16 protein-coding genes and 1 tRNA gene are annotated in these 17,308 nt (G+C 69.0%); 5 read left to right on the top strand and 12 right to left on the bottom strand.

The window, feature by feature from the left end; translation table 11 throughout:
- Positions 1-69 precede the first annotated feature (69 nt).
- Positions 70-2,298 (bottom strand): accessory Sec system translocase SecA2, encoded by a 2,229-nt coding sequence (gene secA2 / locus ACFPUZ_RS03750; RefSeq protein ID WP_377000046.1) that lies wholly within the window; start codon positions 2,296-2,298, stop codon positions 70-72.
- A 26-nt stretch (positions 2,299-2,324) separates the two neighbouring features.
- Between secA2 and ACFPUZ_RS03745 the strand changes: the two genes are divergently transcribed.
- The 3 genes from ACFPUZ_RS03745 (at position 2,325) to ACFPUZ_RS03735 (ending at position 3,977) form a co-directional block, all read left to right on the top strand.
- Positions 2,325-3,452, top strand: a complete 1,128-nt coding sequence (locus ACFPUZ_RS03745; RefSeq protein WP_377000045.1) for a bifunctional alpha/beta hydrolase/OsmC family protein — start codon at positions 2,325-2,327, stop codon at positions 3,450-3,452.
- Positions 3,449-3,835 carry a YchJ family protein gene (locus ACFPUZ_RS03740; RefSeq protein ID WP_377000043.1) on the top strand — a complete coding sequence of 129 codons (387 nt, stop codon included), beginning with the start codon at positions 3,449-3,451 and terminating at the stop codon, positions 3,833-3,835. Before ACFPUZ_RS03745 ends, ACFPUZ_RS03740 begins: the two co-directional genes overlap by 4 nt.
- Before the next feature lie 68 nt (positions 3,836-3,903).
- Positions 3,904-3,977 (top strand) — tRNA-Pro (locus tag ACFPUZ_RS03735).
- A 150-nt stretch (positions 3,978-4,127) separates the two neighbouring features.
- Here the strand turns inward: ACFPUZ_RS03735 and ACFPUZ_RS03730 are convergent.
- Entirely contained in the window at positions 4,128-5,549 is a 1,422-nt protein-coding gene (locus ACFPUZ_RS03730; protein WP_377000041.1) for an HNH endonuclease signature motif containing protein, read from the bottom strand.
- A gap of 105 nt (positions 5,550-5,654) precedes the next feature.
- Between ACFPUZ_RS03730 and ACFPUZ_RS03725 the strand changes: the two genes are divergently transcribed.
- Entirely contained in the window at positions 5,655-6,005 is a 351-nt protein-coding gene (locus tag ACFPUZ_RS03725; protein WP_377000039.1) for a thioredoxin family protein, read from the top strand.
- Here ACFPUZ_RS03725 and ACFPUZ_RS03720 read toward each other — a convergent pair.
- The 7 genes from ACFPUZ_RS03720 to ACFPUZ_RS03690 form a co-directional block, all read right to left on the bottom strand.
- Positions 6,002-6,793 carry an ABC transporter ATP-binding protein gene (locus tag ACFPUZ_RS03720; RefSeq protein WP_377000037.1) on the bottom strand — a complete coding sequence of 264 codons (792 nt, stop codon included), beginning with the start codon at positions 6,791-6,793 and terminating at the stop codon, positions 6,002-6,004. The genes ACFPUZ_RS03725 and ACFPUZ_RS03720 overlap by 4 nt on opposite strands.
- Positions 6,793-7,671 carry an ABC transporter permease gene (locus ACFPUZ_RS03715; protein WP_377000036.1) on the bottom strand — a complete coding sequence of 293 codons (879 nt, stop codon included), beginning with the start codon at positions 7,669-7,671 and terminating at the stop codon, positions 6,793-6,795. Before ACFPUZ_RS03715 ends, ACFPUZ_RS03720 begins: the two co-directional genes overlap by 1 nt.
- The gene (locus tag ACFPUZ_RS03710) at positions 7,668-8,636 is read right to left on the bottom strand and encodes an ABC transporter substrate-binding protein (protein ID WP_377000034.1); all 969 of its coding nucleotides are present in this window, start codon (positions 8,634-8,636) and stop codon (positions 7,668-7,670) included. The genes ACFPUZ_RS03715 and ACFPUZ_RS03710 overlap by 4 nt, the downstream gene beginning before the upstream one ends.
- 67 nt (positions 8,637-8,703) lie before the next feature.
- Positions 8,704-9,738: a diacylglycerol/lipid kinase family protein gene (locus ACFPUZ_RS03705; RefSeq protein ID WP_377000032.1), complete on the bottom strand. Its 1,035-nt coding sequence runs from the start codon at positions 9,736-9,738 to the stop codon at positions 8,704-8,706.
- A gap of 10 nt (positions 9,739-9,748) precedes the next feature.
- Complete coding sequence (locus ACFPUZ_RS03700) at positions 9,749-10,561, bottom strand: CE1 family esterase (protein WP_377000030.1); 813 nt, start codon at positions 10,559-10,561, stop codon at positions 9,749-9,751.
- Positions 10,558-12,294: an ABC transporter ATP-binding protein gene (locus tag ACFPUZ_RS03695; protein ID WP_377000028.1), complete on the bottom strand. Its 1,737-nt coding sequence runs from the start codon at positions 12,292-12,294 to the stop codon at positions 10,558-10,560. The genes ACFPUZ_RS03700 and ACFPUZ_RS03695 overlap by 4 nt, the downstream gene beginning before the upstream one ends.
- The gene (locus ACFPUZ_RS03690; protein ID WP_377000026.1) at positions 12,291-13,715 is read right to left on the bottom strand and encodes an ABC transporter transmembrane domain-containing protein; all 1,425 of its coding nucleotides are present in this window, start codon (positions 13,713-13,715) and stop codon (positions 12,291-12,293) included. Before ACFPUZ_RS03690 ends, ACFPUZ_RS03695 begins: the two co-directional genes overlap by 4 nt.
- Before the next feature lie 26 nt (positions 13,716-13,741).
- Between ACFPUZ_RS03690 and ACFPUZ_RS03685 the strand changes: the two genes are divergently transcribed.
- Positions 13,742-14,533, top strand: a complete 792-nt coding sequence (locus tag ACFPUZ_RS03685; protein WP_377000305.1) for a class I SAM-dependent methyltransferase — start codon at positions 13,742-13,744, stop codon at positions 14,531-14,533.
- Here the strand turns inward: ACFPUZ_RS03685 and ACFPUZ_RS03680 are convergent.
- From ACFPUZ_RS03680 to cmk, 3 genes are read right to left on the bottom strand one after another with little or no spacing between them, the layout of a single operon-like run.
- Positions 14,530-15,129 (bottom strand): phosphotransferase, encoded by a 600-nt coding sequence (locus tag ACFPUZ_RS03680; protein ID WP_377000024.1) that lies wholly within the window; start codon positions 15,127-15,129, stop codon positions 14,530-14,532. The two genes, ACFPUZ_RS03685 and ACFPUZ_RS03680, sit on opposite strands and share 4 nt — an antisense overlap.
- Positions 15,107-16,624: a ribosome biogenesis GTPase Der gene (gene der, locus ACFPUZ_RS03675; protein ID WP_377000022.1), complete on the bottom strand. Its 1,518-nt coding sequence runs from the start codon at positions 16,622-16,624 to the stop codon at positions 15,107-15,109. The genes ACFPUZ_RS03680 and der overlap by 23 nt, the downstream gene beginning before the upstream one ends.
- Positions 16,621-17,301: a (d)CMP kinase gene (gene cmk, locus ACFPUZ_RS03670; protein WP_377000303.1), complete on the bottom strand. Its 681-nt coding sequence runs from the start codon at positions 17,299-17,301 to the stop codon at positions 16,621-16,623. The genes der and cmk overlap by 4 nt, the downstream gene beginning before the upstream one ends.
- Between the last annotated feature and the right edge of the window lie 7 nt (positions 17,302-17,308).

Here is a 17,308-nt window from a genome sequence, read left to right as displayed (position 1 = left end):
TTGGGTCGGAACTGTGACTGGTTGCCATCATAGCGACTGTGGCCGCCGCGTGAGAGCACGACGACACCCTCATCGGAAAAGGTTAGCAATTCCGGACACCGCCGAATTACCCGACCCCGCGAGCGGGTTGTCCGACACCATGTACGTCCACGTCGCCGACGGACGCGCCAGACCGAGGTCCGCGAGGGTGCTACCAGAGCGGTACGTCTCCACCGCCTTATCGACGGCGCGCTGCGCCAGGTCCCGGAACTCCCGCACCGCGATGCGGTGGAACTCGTCGAGGGGCGTCTCCCGGGCGATGGCGCGGAGGTGGATGGATTCCCGCACGTCATCCATGATGGCCAGGTGCTCGGCCCACTCGTCGTCGAGGTGGAAGAGCATGATGTCACGGGCGTGCTGGACGGAGCTTTCCACCTCCGGGGCCTTCTCGTTCAACTCCACCCACGCCTGCTCGGTGTCGAGGAGCGTGGCGCGGCGTTCCTCGATGATGGCGCGCTGGTCCGCGAGCAGCTGGTTGTACTTCCACGTCTGGGCGTGGATCTCCAGCAGCTGCCCCTCGGTGACGCGCTGGCAGTGGCCGACCCAGTCGCGGATACGCGCTGAGTTGATGAGCCCGTCCGGCTCCGGGCTGGCCGTGATGGTCTCCCCCGCCCCTCCCGCGGTGACCACGTCATCCTGCAGGGAGACGAAGAACAGCGACAGGCCCGGATCCCCCTGGCGCCCCGCCCTGCCCCGCAGCTGGTTGTCGAGCCGGGCGGTCCGGTGCCGGGAGGTGCCGATCACGGCCAGTCCCCCGAGGTCGGCGACGGCCGCGTGGTCCGACTGGTCCGCCCCGCCGAGACGGATGTCCGTGCCGCGCCCGGCCATCTGCGTGGAGACGGTCACCCGCCCGAGGTCGCCCGCCTCCGCGATGATCCGGGCCTCCTCGGCGTCGTTCTTCGCGTTGAGGACGTTGACCTCGATCCCCAGCTCCTCCAGCGCCTCGGCGAGCGCCTCCGACTCGGCGACGTCATGGGTACCCACCAGCACCGGCTGCCCCGTGGCGTGCAGCGCGGCGATCTCCTGCACGATGGCGCGGTTCTTCTCCGCGCTGGTGGCGTAGATACGGTCGGCCTCGTCGAAACGGCGCAGCTCCTTGTGCCGGTCGATGACGGAGACATGCAGGCCATAGAACTGCCGGAGCTGGTCGGTGGCCTCCACCGCCGTACCGGTCATGCCGCACACCATCGGGTAGCGGCGCATGAGCGCCTGCAGCGTGATGGTGTCGAGGATGCGCCCGCCCTCCGTGACGTCGAGCCCCTCCTTCGCCTCCACCGCGGCCTGCAGACCGTCCGGCCAGCGCTGCAGGTCGGCGACCCGGCCCCGCGAGGCGTCGATGAGCGCCACCTTGCCGTCGGTCACCAGATAATGGATGTCGCGGATGAGCAGTGCCTTCGCGTGCAGCGCCAGGTTCACCTTCACCAGGGTGGTGCCGATGTGCTCGTCGTCGTAGAGCGAATCGATCCCCAGGGCGCCCTCGACCCGGGCGGCCCCGGCATCGGTGAGGAAGACGTTCCGCCGCTCGTCGTCGATGGTGTAGTGCTCGCGTTCCCGCAGGTGGCGCACGACATCGGTGATCTGCCCCGTCGGCTCCTCGCCCGGCTGGTTACCCGCGAGGACGAGGGGGACGAGGGCTTCGTCGACAAGCACGCTGTCCGCCTCATCGACGAGGGCGACATCCGCCGGCGCCTGCACGGCGTCCTCGCGCCGGGTGATCTGCTGATCCCGCAGGACGTCGAAACCGATCTCATTGACCGGGCCGTAGACGACGTCGCCCGCATACGCTTCTCGACGCTCCGCCGGCCCCATCCCCTCCGTCACCGCCGCCACGCGCAGCCCGAAGAACTCGACGAGCGGGCGCATCCACTCCGCGTCCCGCTCCGCCAGGTAGTCGTTGACCGTGATCACGTGCACCCGCCGGCCCCGCAGCGCGAAACCCGTCGCCGCCATGGCGCCGACCAGCGTCTTTCCCTCGCCGGTGGCCATCTGGATGACGTCCCCCTCGACCAGGCGGAGCACCGCCTGCGACTGCACCGGGAAAGGCTCCAACCCGAGGGTGCGGTGCGCGGCAACACCGAGAACCGCCAGCAGCGCCGCCGGATCATCGACGACATCGCGGCCGCGCTGGGCGAGCGCCGCGTCATCGAGCTGCGCCAGCTCCGCGTGCTGCGCCTCCGCCTCATCCACCAGCGCGCGGCTGCGCTTCTGGTTGCGCGTCTGCGATGCACCCATCGCCTTCCAGAACCAGTCAAAAGCCATGCCACCACCCTAGTACCCTGGTGGGCATGCAATCAGTGAGCGTGACCTTCCCCTCGGGGCGTGGCACGGAGGTCATCGGAACCCTCGACCTGCCGGACACACCGCCCATCGCCTACGCGATCTTCGCGCACTGCTTCACCTGCTCCCGCCAGGTCCCCGCCGCCTCGCGCGTGTGCCGGACCCTCGCGGCCGAGGGCATCGCTTCCCTGCGTTTCGATTTCAGCGACCTCGAGTTCTCTTCCAACGTCGAGGAGCTCGCGGCCGCCGCCTCGTGGCTGAGTGCCGAGTACGAGCCCCCGCAGCTGCTCGTCGGCCATTCCCTCGGGGGTGCGGCGGCGCTGCGGGCTGTGAGTCTTCCTGAGTTGGCGTCCGTGCGGGCCGTCGCCACGCTCGCCGCGCCCTTCGACGTCTATCACACCGTGCTCCGCTTCGGGGAGCGCATCCGGGACGCCGAGACCGAGGGCAGCGTCACCGTCACCCTCGCCGGACGTGAGTTCACGCTCACGCGCGAATTCCTCGCGGACCTCTCCGCCCACAGCCCCGACACCTACCTGCCGGAGGTGACCACCCCGGCCCTCCTGCTGCACTCCCCCCACGACCAGACCGTCCCCCACAGCAACGCCGAGGAGATCTACCGCAGCCTGCGCCAGCCGAAGTCACTCCTCTCCCTCGACGACGCCAACCACCTGCTCACCCGCGGGGACTCCGCGCAGCGCGCCGGGCGACTCATCGCCGAATGGGCCCGCCCCTACCTCATCCCCTCCTATGAGCCACCGCAGGTCGAGGACGACCGCGTCGTCTCCCGCATGACCGTCGGCTCCCGCCACGGCACCATCGTCGACACCGCCGGCGGCACCCTCCACTCCGACCGCGACAAGGAGGCCGGCGGGCGCGGCAAGGGCCATTCGCCGCTCAGCCTGCTCATGGCCGGGCTGGCCGCCGCCACCACGCAGGCCATCCGCGAAGCGGCCGTCGACATGCCGCTTATCGACGCCCACGTCACCATCACCCACGCCACCCGCAACATCTTCGAGAGAAAGGTCCAGCTCATCGGCGACCTCACCGAACCCCAACGCCGCACCCTGCTCAACGCGGCGATCTCCCCCTTCCAGATCATGCTGCCGGGCATCAAGATCCTGGACGTGCCCGCATGATCCGCGACGACCAGCGCTGCCCGTGCAACACCGGGCTTAGTTACGCCGAATGCTGCGGCCGCTTTCACCGGGGCGGCGTGGCCCCCACCGCGGAGACCCTCATGCGCTCCCGCTTCACCGCCTTCGTCATCCGCAACGCCGACTATCTCCTGCGCACCTGGGACCCCGACACCCGCCCCTTCGAGCTCACGCTCGTCGACCTGCCGGTGCGGTTCTACCGCCTCGACATCATCGACGTCGTGGGCGGCGGCCCCCTCGACACCGCGGGCATTGTCGAATTCGAAGCCTTCTACAAGGGCGACCCACCGGGCTCCCAGCGCGAGCGTTCCACCTTCCGACGCGTGGGCAGGGAATGGTTCTACACCGCCGGTAACGTGTCTTGACCTGCTGATTCGCCTATTCAAACCACAGTGTTGTAACCTGTAGCAGTTGCTTCTTCACGAAGCAGCGGCGGACTGTGGCGCAGCTTGGTAGCGCACTACACTGGGGGTGTAGGGGTCGCAGGTTCAAATCCTGTCAGTCCGACAAAGGAAAGCCAGTGATTGATTGGCAATCACTGGTTTTCGTCGTTTTTGCAGCTCAAGGCATATATCTGTACGGCAGCGAGGTCGGCTCCACCAGCTGCCTTTTCACGTCTGTTGGGCATAGTTGTGGCACGAATATGGCACGGAATTCTCAGAAGGGTGGCGGATCATCGTCGGGGGGCGGACGCATCCACGGGATCTGGTGGTCCGGCTTCTCAGGTTCCGGCGGTGGTGAGTTGTTCCGGTCCTGGTAGCGCTCGAACCTCTCTGCGGCCGCCTGGCCCGCGAGGTATTCGCGGCGAGCTCGGCGGCGCTGTCGATAGGTGCGCACCCAGCGCTTCTGCTTCGGCGCCAGGGGGCCGGTGGCCTCGTCGACGGCGTAGGTACCGTCGGCGAAGAGCCAGGTGACGTCTCCGGAGTGCTGATCGACGATGTAGCGGATGACGTCGTCGGTCTTCCGGTTGTGGTGATGCCGGCAGAGCATCACCATGTTGGCTGCGGTGGTGGGTCCCCCGTCGGCGTGGTTGACGTGGTGGTCGGCATCGCAGTGGGTGGCCCGGCGGTTGCAGCCCGGCCAGCGGCAGATCCAGTCGCGGCCGATGAGGTAGGCCCGGATGAGTGAGGTCGGCTTGTAGGTCCCGGTGGCGGCCGTCTTGGCGTGGCGCATGCTGATCGTCCGGGTGACGCGCTTGCGCAGGGCGGCCACCGCCTGAAGCGTGAGCAGGCCCCGCTGGGGGTGGAAGGTGGGACTGTCCGCTTGGTCCTCCCCCTCATCTTCAGCCTGGTACAGGTTGAGGGTCACACGGGTGCTCACGTCGTCAAGGATGAGAGTGGTCAGGGCGTCCGCTTTCGAGCACGTCCGCTCCCCCGCGACCTCGTCCACGGCCCCCAGGATCTGGGTGCCGGTGGCCTGGTCTGTGATGAGCTCGATGCGGATGTCCCCGTTCGAGAGGTCCTCCACGATGAGGGTCGATCCCGGCGGTTCCTCCGGCGGGGGCAGGGTGGACATCAACTCGCCGGGGTTCTCACAGGGTATCGGCCGCTCCTTTTCCGCGGCCTCCGGGTCCGGAGGTGCCCCCTCGCCCCAGGCATCCGACTGCGGGGCCGCCAGCTCCTCCACGCTGCGGATGGTGTTCCTGATGGTGTCGGTGATGGTTGAGGTGCTCGGCACCAGCTGGAGGGGCCGGGAAGGCGTGAGGCGCTCAAGGAGGTCCTCGTCGACGGCCTTCCAGAAGAAGGGATCCTCCTGGAGGGCGAAGGCGGCGCCCGACACGGCCTTCTCGATCGAACAGAGGTGGTTCATGTCGAGAAGAAAGGTCGACTCCACGAATTCCTTCAGCCGGGGCAGCCGGTCGAGGACGTCGAGCGCGTCCAAGTTGCGGGTGATGTGGTGCTTCATCACGCCGATCTTGGCGTAGAGCTCGGCGGTGAGCGCCGTCCAGTCCTCCCCCTCGCGCTCGCTGGTCACGGGCTGACAGCTACGCCACATTTCATATTCCGCCTGCAGCTTCGCCTGCCGCACATCGCGGTATTTGTTCGACTGATCGAGCACCGACCATGATGGTGCGGCCATGACTTTCACCCCCTCCCGACGTCTCGTTCGTACGTTCGAGCCCCAACCTAAACCACGCCCCTGACACAGGGGTGATCTCCGGGGGTAACCGGCATAATGGACACCATGACCGAGAAGTTGAACCACGCTGGATTCGCCGACTTCACGCGCCAGGACGGCCTCGCGCTCGTGCTGTTCTGGTCCACCTCCTGCGGACCGTGCCTGCGCTTCCGGCGCATCTACCAGGCTGTCGACAAGGAATTCCCCGAGATCCCCTTCGGTGAGGCTGAGATCGAGATCCAGCAACGCCTGGTGAAGGATCTGCAGATCTCCACCATCCCCGTGCTGCTGGTCTACCGCGACGGCGAACTCATCTACCGCGACCCCCCGTTTCACACGCTTATCGACGCCCCGCCCTTCCTCGACTTCATGTACAGCGAGGAAGGATTCCGGGGCTTCGTCGACAGCCTGCGTTAGCCCAGGAACGCCTTGTCCGAGAGCGTCGCTCCCTTGATGTTGGCGAATTCCTGCAGCAGGTCCCGCACGGTGAGCTTCGACTTCAGCTCCGAGTCGGCCTCGTAGACGATCTGCCCCTCATGCATCATGATGAGGCGATTGCCCAGGCGGATGGCCTGCTCCATGTTGTGCGTGACCATGAGGGTGGTCAGCCCGCCCTCGGCGACGATGCGCTCGGTGAGACCGGTGACCAGCTCGGCCCGCTGGGGGTCGAGGGCGGCGGTGTGCTCGTCGAGAAGCATGATGCGAGGGTTGGTGAAACCGGCCATGAGCAGCGACAGCGCCTGCCGCTGACCGCCGGAGAGCAGCCCCACCTTGGCGGGGAGGCGGTTCTCCAGGCCCAGCTCCAGGGACTTGAGCTTCTCGACGAACTCCTCACGGCGCTTCTTCGTCAGCCCCCGACCCAGCCCCCTCCCCTTGCCGCGCAGCAGCGCGAGGGAGAGGTTCTCCTCGATGGTGAGGTTGGGGGCGGTGCCGGCGAGGGGATCCTGGAATACACGGCCAACGTAGCGGGCCCGCTTGTGCTCGGGGAGTTTGTTGACCTTCTTGCCGTCGATAAGCACGGTGCCGGAGTCGACGAAGAGACGGCCGGCCACGGCATTGAGCAGCGTGGACTTGCCGGCGCCGTTGGAGCCGATGACGGTGATGAAGTCACCCTCCTCGAGGGTGAGGTCGACCCCGTTGAGGGCGACGCGTTCGTTGACGGTGCCCGGGAAGAAGGTCTTGGAGATGTTCTCGATCTTCAGCATCAGACAGCCACCTTCCTCTTTGCGAAACCGGACGTCAGCCCCCGCCAGCGCGGCACGATGAGCGCCACGATGACGAGCAGGGCGGTGATCAGCTTCATGTCGTTGGGGTCGAGACCGACCTGCAGCGCCAGGAAGATGATGATGCGGTAGAGCACCGCACCGACGACGACCGCGTACACGGCCAGCCAGAGGAAACGCTGCCCCAGGATCGCCTGGCCCATGATGACCGACGCCAGGCCGACGAGGATGAGGCCGATGCCCATGGAGATGTCAGCGAAGCCCTGGTACTGGCCGACGAGCGCGCCGCACATGCCGACGAAGCCGTTCGACAGCGCCAGGGTGAGGGTCTTGGTGTAGTCGGTGGACACCCCGAAGGAGGTGATCATCGGGCCGTTGTCGCCGGTCGCGCGGATGGACAGGCCGAGGTCGGTGGTGAGGAACCACACGACCACCAGGCCGAGCACCGCGACGACGGCGAGCAGGATGCCCGCGCCGACCCAGGTTCCCAGGAAACCCGCCTCACGCAGCGGCGTGAACAGGGTCTCCTGGCGCAGCATGGGGATGTTGGCACCGCCCATGATGCGCAAGTTGATCGACCACAGGGCGATCATGGTGAGAATTCCCGCGAGGAGGCCGTCGATGCGGCCCTTCGTGTGGAGCAGTCCGGTGACGACCCCGGCGAGGAAGCCGGTGCCGAAACCGGCGAGCGTCGCCAGCAGCGGCGGCCATCCGTGGAGGATGCCCACCGCGGCTGTCGCGGCGCCCGTGGTGAAGCTGCCGTCGACCGTCAGATCGGGGAAGTTGAGGACCTTGAACGTCAGGAAGACGCCGAGGGCCATCACCCCGTAAATGAGGCCGACCTCGACGGCGCCGATCATACGGACTCGGCCTCGTCCAGGATCTCCTGCGGGATGGTCACGCCGAGGCGCTGTGCGGCGTCCTCGTTGATGACGTAGGTGAACTCGGTGGCCTTCTCCACCGGCATGGTGGCCGGATCCGCGCCGTCGCGCAGGATGCGCAGGGCCATCTCGCCGGTCTGGCGACCCAGCTCGGTGTAGTCGATGCCGAGGGTGGCCACGGCGCCGCCTTCCACGGTGCCGGCCTCAGCGGCGATGACCGGGATCTGCTTCTGCTCGGCCACCTGGACCAGGGAGGCGATGCCGGCGACGACCATGTTGTCGGTCGGGACGTAGATGGCGTCGACATCGCCGAGCGCCTCGACGGCCTGCTGGATGTCGTTGGCGGTGGTCACGGTCTGGGTGACGATCTCCAGGTCACGCGGAGCCGCGGCCTCCTTGGCCAGGTCGACCTGGACCTGGGAGTTGACCTCACCGGAGGCGTAGACGATGCCGACCTTCTGAGCGTCCGGCACAAGCTCCTTGAGCAGGTCGAGCTGGTCTGCGATGGGGGCGACGTCGGAGGTGCCGGTCACGTTGGCGCCGGGGGCCTCCTCGGAGTCGACGAGCTCGGCGGAGACCGGGTCGGTGACGGCGGTGAACAGCACCGGGACATCGGTGATGTTCTGGGCCGTGGCCTGCGCGGCCGGGGTGGCCACGGCGAGGACGAGGTCGAGGTTCTTGCCGGCGAACTGCTGGGCGATGGTCAGGGCGGTGGACTGCTCGCCGTTGGCGTTCTGCTCGTCGTAGGTCACCTCGATGCCCGCTTCGTCGAGCACCTCCTTGAAACCGGCGGTGGCGGCGTCGAGCGCAGGGTGCTGGACGAGCTGGTTGATGCCGATGGAGTAGGACTGCTCACCGGACTCCGTCTCGGAGTCCGAGCTGCAGGCGGTGAGGAAAAGCGCGGCGGCCGCGAGGCCGGCCACTACCTTGGTGCGTGTGAACATGGGGGTTCCTTCCAGGTGTGACGTGGTACGGAGATAAATCTACTTGTACATGTAGTCACACGGGGCATCACCCTCCGAAGATCTCCGTTCCGGGGCGGGGTTCGCCCGGTTCTGCCGTCGGCGGGGGTAGCGGCTCGCGGACCACGAGGCACTCCGGCTCGATGGTGACGGTGAATCCCGTGACCTCCCCCACCTCGTCGCCGTCGACCTCGAAGACCTCCGGGGCGGAGAGCGTCACCTCCAGACGGGTGCCCGTGGCGTACTGCAGGACGTCGATGTCGGAGGAACCGCCGGTGATCTGTTCGTCGCGCCGGCGCAGGCGGTTGATCACCTTCCGGCCCATCTGCGTCACCAGGCGGCCGACGATGAGGCCCCAGCCGGGCAGCCCCTTGGGGCGCAGGGCGACGATGTCGAAGTGCCCGTCGTTGGCCACGGCGTCGGGCAGGAGCGGGACGCTGCCCACGAGGTCTCCGCAGTTGCCGACGATGAGGGAGTGCACGCGGGTGCGGCGGACCGGAGCATCGTCCAGCCGCCAGCGCAGGCGCAGCCGCCGCCCGCCCTGCAGCGACTTAGCGATGGCCACCCCGTACGCCAGGAAGCCGACCCGCTTCTTCAGGTCATCGTCGGAGTTGACGATCATCTGCGCATCAATGCCCACCCCGGCCATGACGACGAAATCGAGCTCCTCGGATTCTCCGTCGGGGCGGGTGAGCAGGGCGGTGCAGACGTCGATACGCGTGTCCTGCCCCGCGAAAGCCGTCTCGATCGCCTCGGGGACATCGAGCGGCAGCTTGAGGTTGCGCGCCAGCAGGTTGCCCGTGCCCGCGGGGATGATGGCCAGCGTGGTCCCGGTCCCCCGCAGGGCTGCGGCGACGGCGCGGACGGTGCCGTCGCCGCCCGCCGCGAAGACCATGTCGTAGCCCTCCTCCGCAGCCTCCTGGGCGGGGGTGAAGCCCGGATCCTCGACGGAGGTCTCCCGGAAGTGCGGCTCCTCCCAGCCGTGCCGACGCGCGGCATCGATGACCAGCTGTTTCATCTCCTCCGGCTCGCCCTTGACGGGGTTGAACACCACCGCCACGCGCCGAGTTGTGTTGCTATCCATAAACGCAACGCTACACGCCGAAGAAGGACCTCACCTCCGCTGTCGCCTCCGGCGGCCACACGTGCGCACCCCCGCCGACACGCATGTGCACCAGGGGCAGACGGCACCCCTGCCAGTGCTGGACGATGACCTCCTGGCTCCGCCGGATAAGGGTCGAGCCGGTGCAGCCGTTCGACTCCGCGACGCGCTCGAGAACCTCCGGCACCGACTCGTAGGCGACCCCGTGCCGGGTGCCCCCGTAATAGTTGATCGTGGCGTCATTGGTGCCGTGGATGTCCAGGCGCGCGACGGGACGCGCGGCGCAATCGAAGTGGATCGACTCGTAGTAGGCCGCCCCCACCGGCGCCACCGCGAGAAAGGTCTCCGGCATCCGGCAGCCCAGGAAGGCGGCGAAACCCCCGCCGTTGGAGAAACCGGTGGCGAAGAGGCGGCTGCGGTCCACCGGGTAGTCCGCCGCGATGCGCTCCACCAGCGCGCGCACGAAGGCGAGATCCTCCTCCCCACTGCTCCGCGCGTAGGGGGCCGGGGCCCAGGCGCGCTCCCGACCCTCCGGGTACACGACGACCGCCTGCGCGGCATCGAGCCCGCTGGCGCGCTCCATCGACTCCGGCGTCTCCCGCCAGCCATGGAAGGCCAGAAGCACGGGCCACTGCCGTCCGCGGTGGAATCCCTCCGGCGTGGAGATGCGCACCTCGCGGCCCTCGACGGTCTCCGTCACCGTCTTCTGCGGGGCACCGCTGCTTGTCGACGCCACCGGCGCCTCCCGCTCCGGCACCGTGCACGCCCCGAGCGCCAGCACCAGCAGGAGCATGAGCACCCTCATCCGCGCCCCCTCGACCACGCGGTCCACAGGTCCGTGTAGCGGCCCCCACGGGCGACCAGTTCGGCGTGGGTGCCGCACTCGACGACCACCCCGGCCTCCATGACCAGCACCTCGTCGGCGCGCGCCGCCTGGTCGAGGCGGTGGGCCACGACCAGGGCGGCCCGGTCCCGGGTGACCACCTCGGCCGCGGATTCGAGATCCCCGGCCCCGGCCGAACCCGATTCCGCCGTGGCCTCATCCATGATGACCACTTTCGGGTCGAGCAGCAGGATGCGGGCCAGCGCCAGCTGCTGGGCCTCGACGGGGTCGAGCTGGTGCCCGCGGGAGCCGATCTCGGTGTCCAGGCCGTCCGCCAGGTCGCGGTACCAGTGGGCGTGGACCCGCTCGAGGGCGTCGATGAGCTCCTCGTCGGTGGCGTGCGGGCGCGCCAGGGTGAGGTCCTCGCGCAGGGTGCCCGAGAAGACGTGCACGTCCTGGGAGATCATGGCCAGGCGGGCGACACGCTCGGCGTCGGAGAGGGTGGAGACCTCGACGTCGTCGATAAGCACGGAACCCTCGTCGGGGACCCGCAGACCCGCGAGCAGCGCGGCGACGGTGGTCTTGCCGGCGCCGGAGGCGCCCACCAGGGCGACGGTCTCGCCGGGGCGGATCCGCAGGGAGACGTCGCGCACGGCCCAGTCGCCGCCGTAGGAGAAGCTGACGTTGTCCATGACGACCTCGCCCTCCGGCGCGCGGGCCCCGGAATCGGCGACCGGGGCGGGCGGGTCGATGACCACGCCGACGATACGGGTGAGCGAGGCGTAGCCGGACTGCACCGTGTCCAGCACGCGCATGAACATCATGAGGGGACCGCGCAGGCGGATGAGCATGAACATCGCCGCCGTGACCGCGCCGACGCTGAGGTCGCCGTGGCGCACCGCCCACCAGCCGACGAGCAGACCGCCGGCGAGGATGAGGAACTCCCCCACCGACATCCACGCCTGCAGCACGATCATCGTGGCCCGGGCGGAGAAGCCGTGGTCGACGACTGACTGGGAGGTGACGCGGATGCGTTCGTGCATCTCCGCCTCCATCCGGTAGGCGCGGACCGTCTCCTGCCCGTGGATCGCCTCGAGGAGCTTGCGGGCCCGGTCTGCCATCGACGCCCGTTCCGCCGCGTAGCGCGCCGGGGCCACCGCCAGGTAGCGGCGCGAGGAGTACCAGTAGATCGGCGCCACGAGGACGAGGATGACCAGGAAGCGCCAGTCGAGAGTCAACAGGGCCACCGCGGTGGCGAGGATGGTGAACAGGGAACTCGACAGGATCGGCACGGTCTCCGTCACCGCGGAGGAGACCACCGCGACATCATCCGTCGACCGTGACACGAGGTCACCGGTGCCCGCGTCCTCGACGCGGTGGACCGGCAGGCCGAGGGCGGTGCCCACCATCTCCTCCCGCAGGTGCGCGATGATTCGCTCACTGAGGCAGGAGAGGTAGAAGAACCCGGCCGCGCTGAGGCCCGCACCGAGCAACGCCGCCAGCACCAGCCACCCGAGGGCCGCCCACAGACTGCCCTCGGCCAGGACGATGTCGATGATCCGCCCCAACTGCCACGGCACCGCGACCGTCGCCGCCGCCCCGAGGCTGAGCAGGACCAGCGCGATGAGGGCCTGGCGGCGCGCGCCGGGCACCCGCGCGCTCTGGCGGGCCACCTCCCGGCGGACCTGGCGGAGATCTGCCAGCGGGAACCTCATGAGACCACCACCTGATCAGCGACGGCCTTCCAGGCGGGCGCATCGGTGTACACCACGGTGGGTTTCCCCCGCCGGGCATCCGCGACGCGCTCGCTGATCCGGACCTCGGTGACGGAATCCACCGCGGTCGTCGGATCCTGCAGCACGAGGATCTCCGGATCCGCCGCGATCGCCCGGGCCAACGCCACGCGCTGGCGCTGCCCGCCGGAGAGGTTGCGTCCGTTCTCGCCGACCTCCCGCTCCGGCCCGCCGGGGATGTCCCCCACCGCCGCGACCTCGAGGGCCGCGCGCGCCCGGACCGGGTCCGGGTGGACATTGTCCAGGACGGTGCCGTCGAAGAGGTCCACGGCGTGCGGGGCGACGATGACGCGCTCACGCGGCGCCAGGATGAGCTCCTCCGGGAAGGGCCCGGTGATCACCGTGAGCCCGGCCGGGAATTCGGGGATGTCCCCGTGCTCCGCGGGCAGCGCGTACGGCGCGCCGAGCACCTCCCGGATCCGCCGCCCCGAGGCCTGCGCCGCCGCCCAGCGGGAGGCGATGTTCTTGCCCAGCATCGTCATCGGCATGATGACGAACTGCGTCAGGCCGATGGCGGTGATGAGCTCACCGATGCTCAGGTGCCCGCGCAGCGCCAACCACGCCGCCGCCACCGCCACGGCGATGACGTAAAGCGAGCCCGTCGCATCCGTGATGGCGTTGAGGCGGGCCTGCGCGGCATTGGCCGCGACGGTGCGCTCATAGGCCTCATCTGAGACCCGCAGGTAGCGGCCCCGGACGATGCTCACCGCGCCGAGCCCCTTGAGGATGCGCAGCCCCTGCACCACATCCGTGGCCGTCGCCGCCGCGCGGGCCAGCGCCGCCTGCCGCTTGCCGGAGCGGCTGCGCAGCGGGCCGGCCGCCACCAGGGCGATCCACACCAGCAGCGGGCCGCCGATGAGCACCGCGATGCCCAGCGGCACGCTGATCGTCAGCATCATGATGCCCACGTAGAGCACCGAGGCCACTTCCGCGATGGGGAACACGGTCATGATCACCGCGTCCGCCACCCGCTGCGTGTCCGCCGACGCGACGGAGAGCAGCTCACCGGGCGTGCGCTTGTGCCCGCCGACCCCGCGCGGATCCTGGATGCGGTCGGTGACCTCCATGCGCAGGTCATGCCCGATGACCAGGATCGCGCGGATGAGCAGGCGCCGCCCGAACCAGCTGGCCACCATGCCCACCACGAAGGTGGCGGCCAGGACGGCGATCCACTGGAAGACCCGGTCGAGGTCATCGATGGCGCGGCCGATGATCACCGGCGAGAGCCCGTTGCTGAGGAAACTCAACGCCATGAGCACCCCCGCCGGGACTGTCCAGCGCCACCGCGACAGGACTGTTTTGGGGAGCCACCGCGGGTCATCGGGGGCGGGAAGTCGAGCCATGATCGGCTATCTTACTTGGCGTGAGCATCTCCCCCGCCTTCCGGAAGGCCTCCACCAAGGACACCCCGGAATTTCTCGACGCCGCCCACCGCCGGGAATCCGCGTGGGCCTTCCGCTCCGGCGCCGACACCTACGACGACGTCCGGCCGGGCTATCCGCCCGCGGTGCTCTCGCTGCTCGGCACCCCCCGCACCGTCGTCGACCTCGGCGCCGGCACCGGAAAACTCACCGCCTCGCTTCTCGACGCCGGCCATGACGTCCTCGCCAGCGACCCCTCACCGGACATGGTCCGTGTCCTTCGTTCGCTTATCGACGTCCCCGTCTGGCGGGCCACCGCCGAGGCGACGGCGCTGCGCGCGGACTCCGTCGACGCCGCCACCTGCGCCCAGACCTGGCACTGGGTCGACGCTCCCGCCGCGTGCGCGGAGTTGGATCGCGTGGTCCGCCCCGGAGGGCGGGTGGTGCTGGTGTGGAACAACCTCGACGTCTCCCACCCGTGGATCCTGCGCCTGGCGCGCATCATGCACTCCGGTGACATCCAGCGCCCGGGCTTCTTCCCCGCGGTGCACGCACCGTGGGAGGTGGTGGAGGAGTTGCGCACCGGTTGGGTGCAGCACCTGCGGGTGGAGCAGCTCTTCGACCTCATGGCCTCGCGGTCCTACTGGTTGAAGTCCTCGACTACGGTGCGTGCGCGCATGACGGAGAACCTGCGCTGGTACCTCTTCGATCGCCTCGAGTACCAGCCGGGGCAGCTGCTGCCGATCCCCTACCGCACGGACGCTTTCGTGCTCGAGCGGGGAGGATCACTCCGGAACTAGTCGGTGGTGTTCCACTTATCGAGGTAAAAGGCGTACTTCTCCGCGTCCATCTCAATGCCGTAGCCCCGCAGGAACTCCGCCTCCTGCCCCGCCATGCCGTCCTCCGGCAAACAGTCGAGGGCGGGGGCGATGTCCACCCACCGGTCCGCGAGACCCAGGCTGCCCAGATCTACCGCCCCGACGAACTCCAGCGCGGGGCCGAACAGCCAGTTCGGCGGGCAGGCGTCGCCGTGGCAGACCACCAGGTCTTCGTCGCCCCGCAGGGGGCTCCAGACGAAGGGGCACTGGTCGACCGGCACGGCGTCGTGAAACGTGCGCAGCGCCCGGCCCAATGCCTGGGCCGCCGCGCCGGGATCGGCCGGGTGCAGGGGAGGCGCGCCCGTGAGGCTCGCGGTCTGCAGGTGGTCCTCCCCCACGCTGAGCACCCGCGGCACCGCGAAAGGCAGGTCGCAGGTGCCCAGCCAGGTGAGCCGCTCGGCTTCCGGAAGGTGCCTACCCGGCCCCGTCTTGACGTACGAGCCCGGCAGCCGCCATGTCACGCCGCCGAGCTCGTTGACCCAGACCGGGGTGGCGCTACTTCCGGGCGCGACGTTCACGCAGACGCACCGCCACGCGGACGGGCGAGCCGTGGAAACCGAAGCGCTCACGGAACTTGCGCTCGAGGTAACGGCGGTAGCCGGCGTCGAGGAAGCCGGTGGTGAACAGCACGATCACCGGCGGGCGGGTCGAGGCCTGGGTGGCGAACATGACGCGCGGCAGGCGCCCGGCCTGCATTGGCGGCGGGTTTGCAGCGATGGCCTCGCGCAGCCAGTTGTTGAGCTGGCCGGTGGAGATGCGCTTGTCCCAGCTCTCCAGGGCCTCGATCATGGCCGGCTCGAGGCGCTGGAGGGCGCGGCCGGTCTGGGCGGAGATGTTGATGCGGGTGACCCAGGGCAGGTGGCCGAGCTGCTGCTCGATCTCGCGGTCGAGCAGGTCGCGGCGGTCCTCGTCCATGAGGTCCCACTTGTTGAATGCGATGACCAGGGCCTTGCCCGATTCCAGCACCATGGCCAGGACGCGCTGGTCCTGCTCGGAGATGGGCTCGGAGGCGTCGATGAGCATGACGCACACCTCGGCGGCGTCGATGGCCGCGCGGGTACGCAGCGAGGCATAGTACTCGTGGCCCTGCGCGGACTTCACCTTCTTGCGCAGGCCGGCGGTGTCGACGAACTTCCACAGCTTCTGTTCCAGCTGCACGAGGGAGTCCACCGGGTCGACCGTGGTGCCCGGGACATTGTCGACGACCGAGCGTTCCTCCTTCGACACCTTGTTGAGCAGGGAGGACTTGCCCACATTCGGCTTACCGACGAGCGCCACGCGCCGCGGTCCCTCCGTGATAGAGGCCGCGCGCGGCTTCTCCGGGAACAGGCGCAGCACCTCGTCGAGGACGTCGGCGCCACCGCGGCCGTGGAGGGCGGAGACGGGCCACGGGTCGCCGAGGCCGAGGGCGTAGAACTCCGCCATGTCGGCGTAGAGGGAATCCGAGTCGAACTTGTTCGCCACCAGGATGACGGGCACCTTGGCCTTCTGCAGGCGCTTGGCCATGACGGCATCGGTCTCGGTGATGCCGACCTTGGTGTCGACGACCATGACGATGACGTCCGCGGTCTCCATCGCCACCTCGGCCTGGCGGGCGATGGCCCCGTGGATGCCCTTGACGTTGGGGTCCCAGCCGCCCGTGTCCTGCACGAAGTAGCGGCGCCCGCCCCATTCGGCAATGTAGGAGATCCGGTCGCGGGTGACGCCGGGGAAGTCCTCGACGACCGCTTCTCGACGCCCCAGGAAGCGGTTGACCAGCGTCGACTTACCCACGTTGGGGCGGCCGACGATGGCGACGGTGCACAGCTCCTCCTCCAGGTGGTCGCTGTGCTCGACGCCCAGCTTCTCCTCGAGGGCGGCCCACTCCTCCTCGGTCATGTCCTCGAAGTCGTAGTCCTCGAGGGCGAAGTCGGCGTCCGCCCACTGCTCGGCCGAGCTGAGTTCGGATTCGTCGATGTCGTCTTCGCCGGGGAAGATGAACTCGGTCTCCATCTCCTCGTGGTTGTCGGTCATCGCTGGGACTCCTTCACAAGATTGACGAGCGTGTCGAGCACCTGGTCGAGGGTCATCTCGGAGGTGTCGATGAGGTGGGCGTCCGCGGCGGGACGCAGGGGGGAGGTGGCGCGCGAGGAGTCGAGCTCGTCGCGGCGGATCACGTCGGCCAGGACGGTGTCGAAGTCCGCCTCGCGGCCGGCGGCGAGGTCCTGCTCGTAACGACGCCGCGCGCGGATCTCCGGGGAGGCGGTGAGGTAGGCCTTGACGGGGGCGTCGGCAAGCACGACGGTGCCGATGTCCCGGCCCTCGACGATGGCGCGGTGCGCCTCGGCGGCCAGGCGGCGCTGCAGGGCGACGAGGTTCTCGCGGACCTCCGGCACCGCGGAGACGGCGGAGACGTGCCCGGTGACCTCGCGGCCGCGGATCTCGGCGGCGACATTCTCGCCGGCCAGGAGGACCTCGGTGGAATCCGGGTCGTCGTTGACGGCCAGGGGCAGGGCGCGGGTGGCGGCGATGACGGCGGCGGTGTCCGCGGGATCGACCCCCGCGCGCAGGACCGCGAGGGTGGCCACCCGGTACATGGCGCCGGTGTCGATGTACTTGGCGTCGAGGCGGCGGGCCAGGGCGCGGCAGGTGGTCGACTTGCCGGTGCCGGAGGGACCGTCGACGGCGAGGATCAGCCCGCCGTCGGGCATGTTGGAG

Source organism: Corynebacterium nasicanis, from assembly GCF_042658165.1.
Taxonomy (GTDB): Bacteria; Actinomycetota; Actinomycetes; order Mycobacteriales; family Mycobacteriaceae; genus Corynebacterium; species Corynebacterium nasicanis.
The sequence above is the reverse complement of the archived record's forward strand: the minus strand, read 5'-3'. Positions and strand labels throughout refer to the sequence as shown.

What these genes read in the sequence shown, in the direction of transcription:
- secA2 (WP_377000046.1), bottom strand. Translation starts at nt 2,298, where the DNA reads ATGGCTTTTGACTGGTTCTGGAAGGCGATGGGTGCATCGCAGACGCGC.
- ACFPUZ_RS03745 (WP_377000045.1), top strand. Translation starts at nt 2,325, where the DNA reads ATGCAATCAGTGAGCGTGACCTTCCCCTCGGGGCGTGGCACGGAGGTC.
- ACFPUZ_RS03740 (WP_377000043.1), top strand. Translation starts at nt 3,449, where the DNA reads ATGATCCGCGACGACCAGCGCTGCCCGTGCAACACCGGGCTTAGTTAC.
- ACFPUZ_RS03730 (WP_377000041.1), bottom strand. Translation starts at nt 5,549, where the DNA reads ATGGCCGCACCATCATGGTCGGTGCTCGATCAGTCGAACAAATACCGC.
- ACFPUZ_RS03725 (WP_377000039.1), top strand. Translation starts at nt 5,655, where the DNA reads ATGACCGAGAAGTTGAACCACGCTGGATTCGCCGACTTCACGCGCCAG.
- ACFPUZ_RS03720 (WP_377000037.1), bottom strand. Translation starts at nt 6,793, where the DNA reads ATGCTGAAGATCGAGAACATCTCCAAGACCTTCTTCCCGGGCACCGTC.
- ACFPUZ_RS03715 (WP_377000036.1), bottom strand. Translation starts at nt 7,671, where the DNA reads ATGATCGGCGCCGTCGAGGTCGGCCTCATTTACGGGGTGATGGCCCTC.
- ACFPUZ_RS03710 (WP_377000034.1), bottom strand. Translation starts at nt 8,636, where the DNA reads ATGTTCACACGCACCAAGGTAGTGGCCGGCCTCGCGGCCGCCGCGCTT.
- ACFPUZ_RS03705 (WP_377000032.1), bottom strand. Translation starts at nt 9,738, where the DNA reads ATGGATAGCAACACAACTCGGCGCGTGGCGGTGGTGTTCAACCCCGTC.
- ACFPUZ_RS03700 (WP_377000030.1), bottom strand. Translation starts at nt 10,561, where the DNA reads ATGAGGGTGCTCATGCTCCTGCTGGTGCTGGCGCTCGGGGCGTGCACG.
- ACFPUZ_RS03695 (WP_377000028.1), bottom strand. Translation starts at nt 12,294, where the DNA reads ATGAGGTTCCCGCTGGCAGATCTCCGCCAGGTCCGCCGGGAGGTGGCC.
- ACFPUZ_RS03690 (WP_377000026.1), bottom strand. Translation starts at nt 13,715, where the DNA reads ATGGCTCGACTTCCCGCCCCCGATGACCCGCGGTGGCTCCCCAAAACA.
- der (WP_377000022.1), bottom strand. Translation starts at nt 16,624, where the DNA reads ATGACCGACAACCACGAGGAGATGGAGACCGAGTTCATCTTCCCCGGC.
- cmk (WP_377000303.1), bottom strand. Translation starts at nt 17,301, where the DNA reads ATGCCCGACGGCGGGCTGATCCTCGCCGTCGACGGTCCCTCCGGCACC.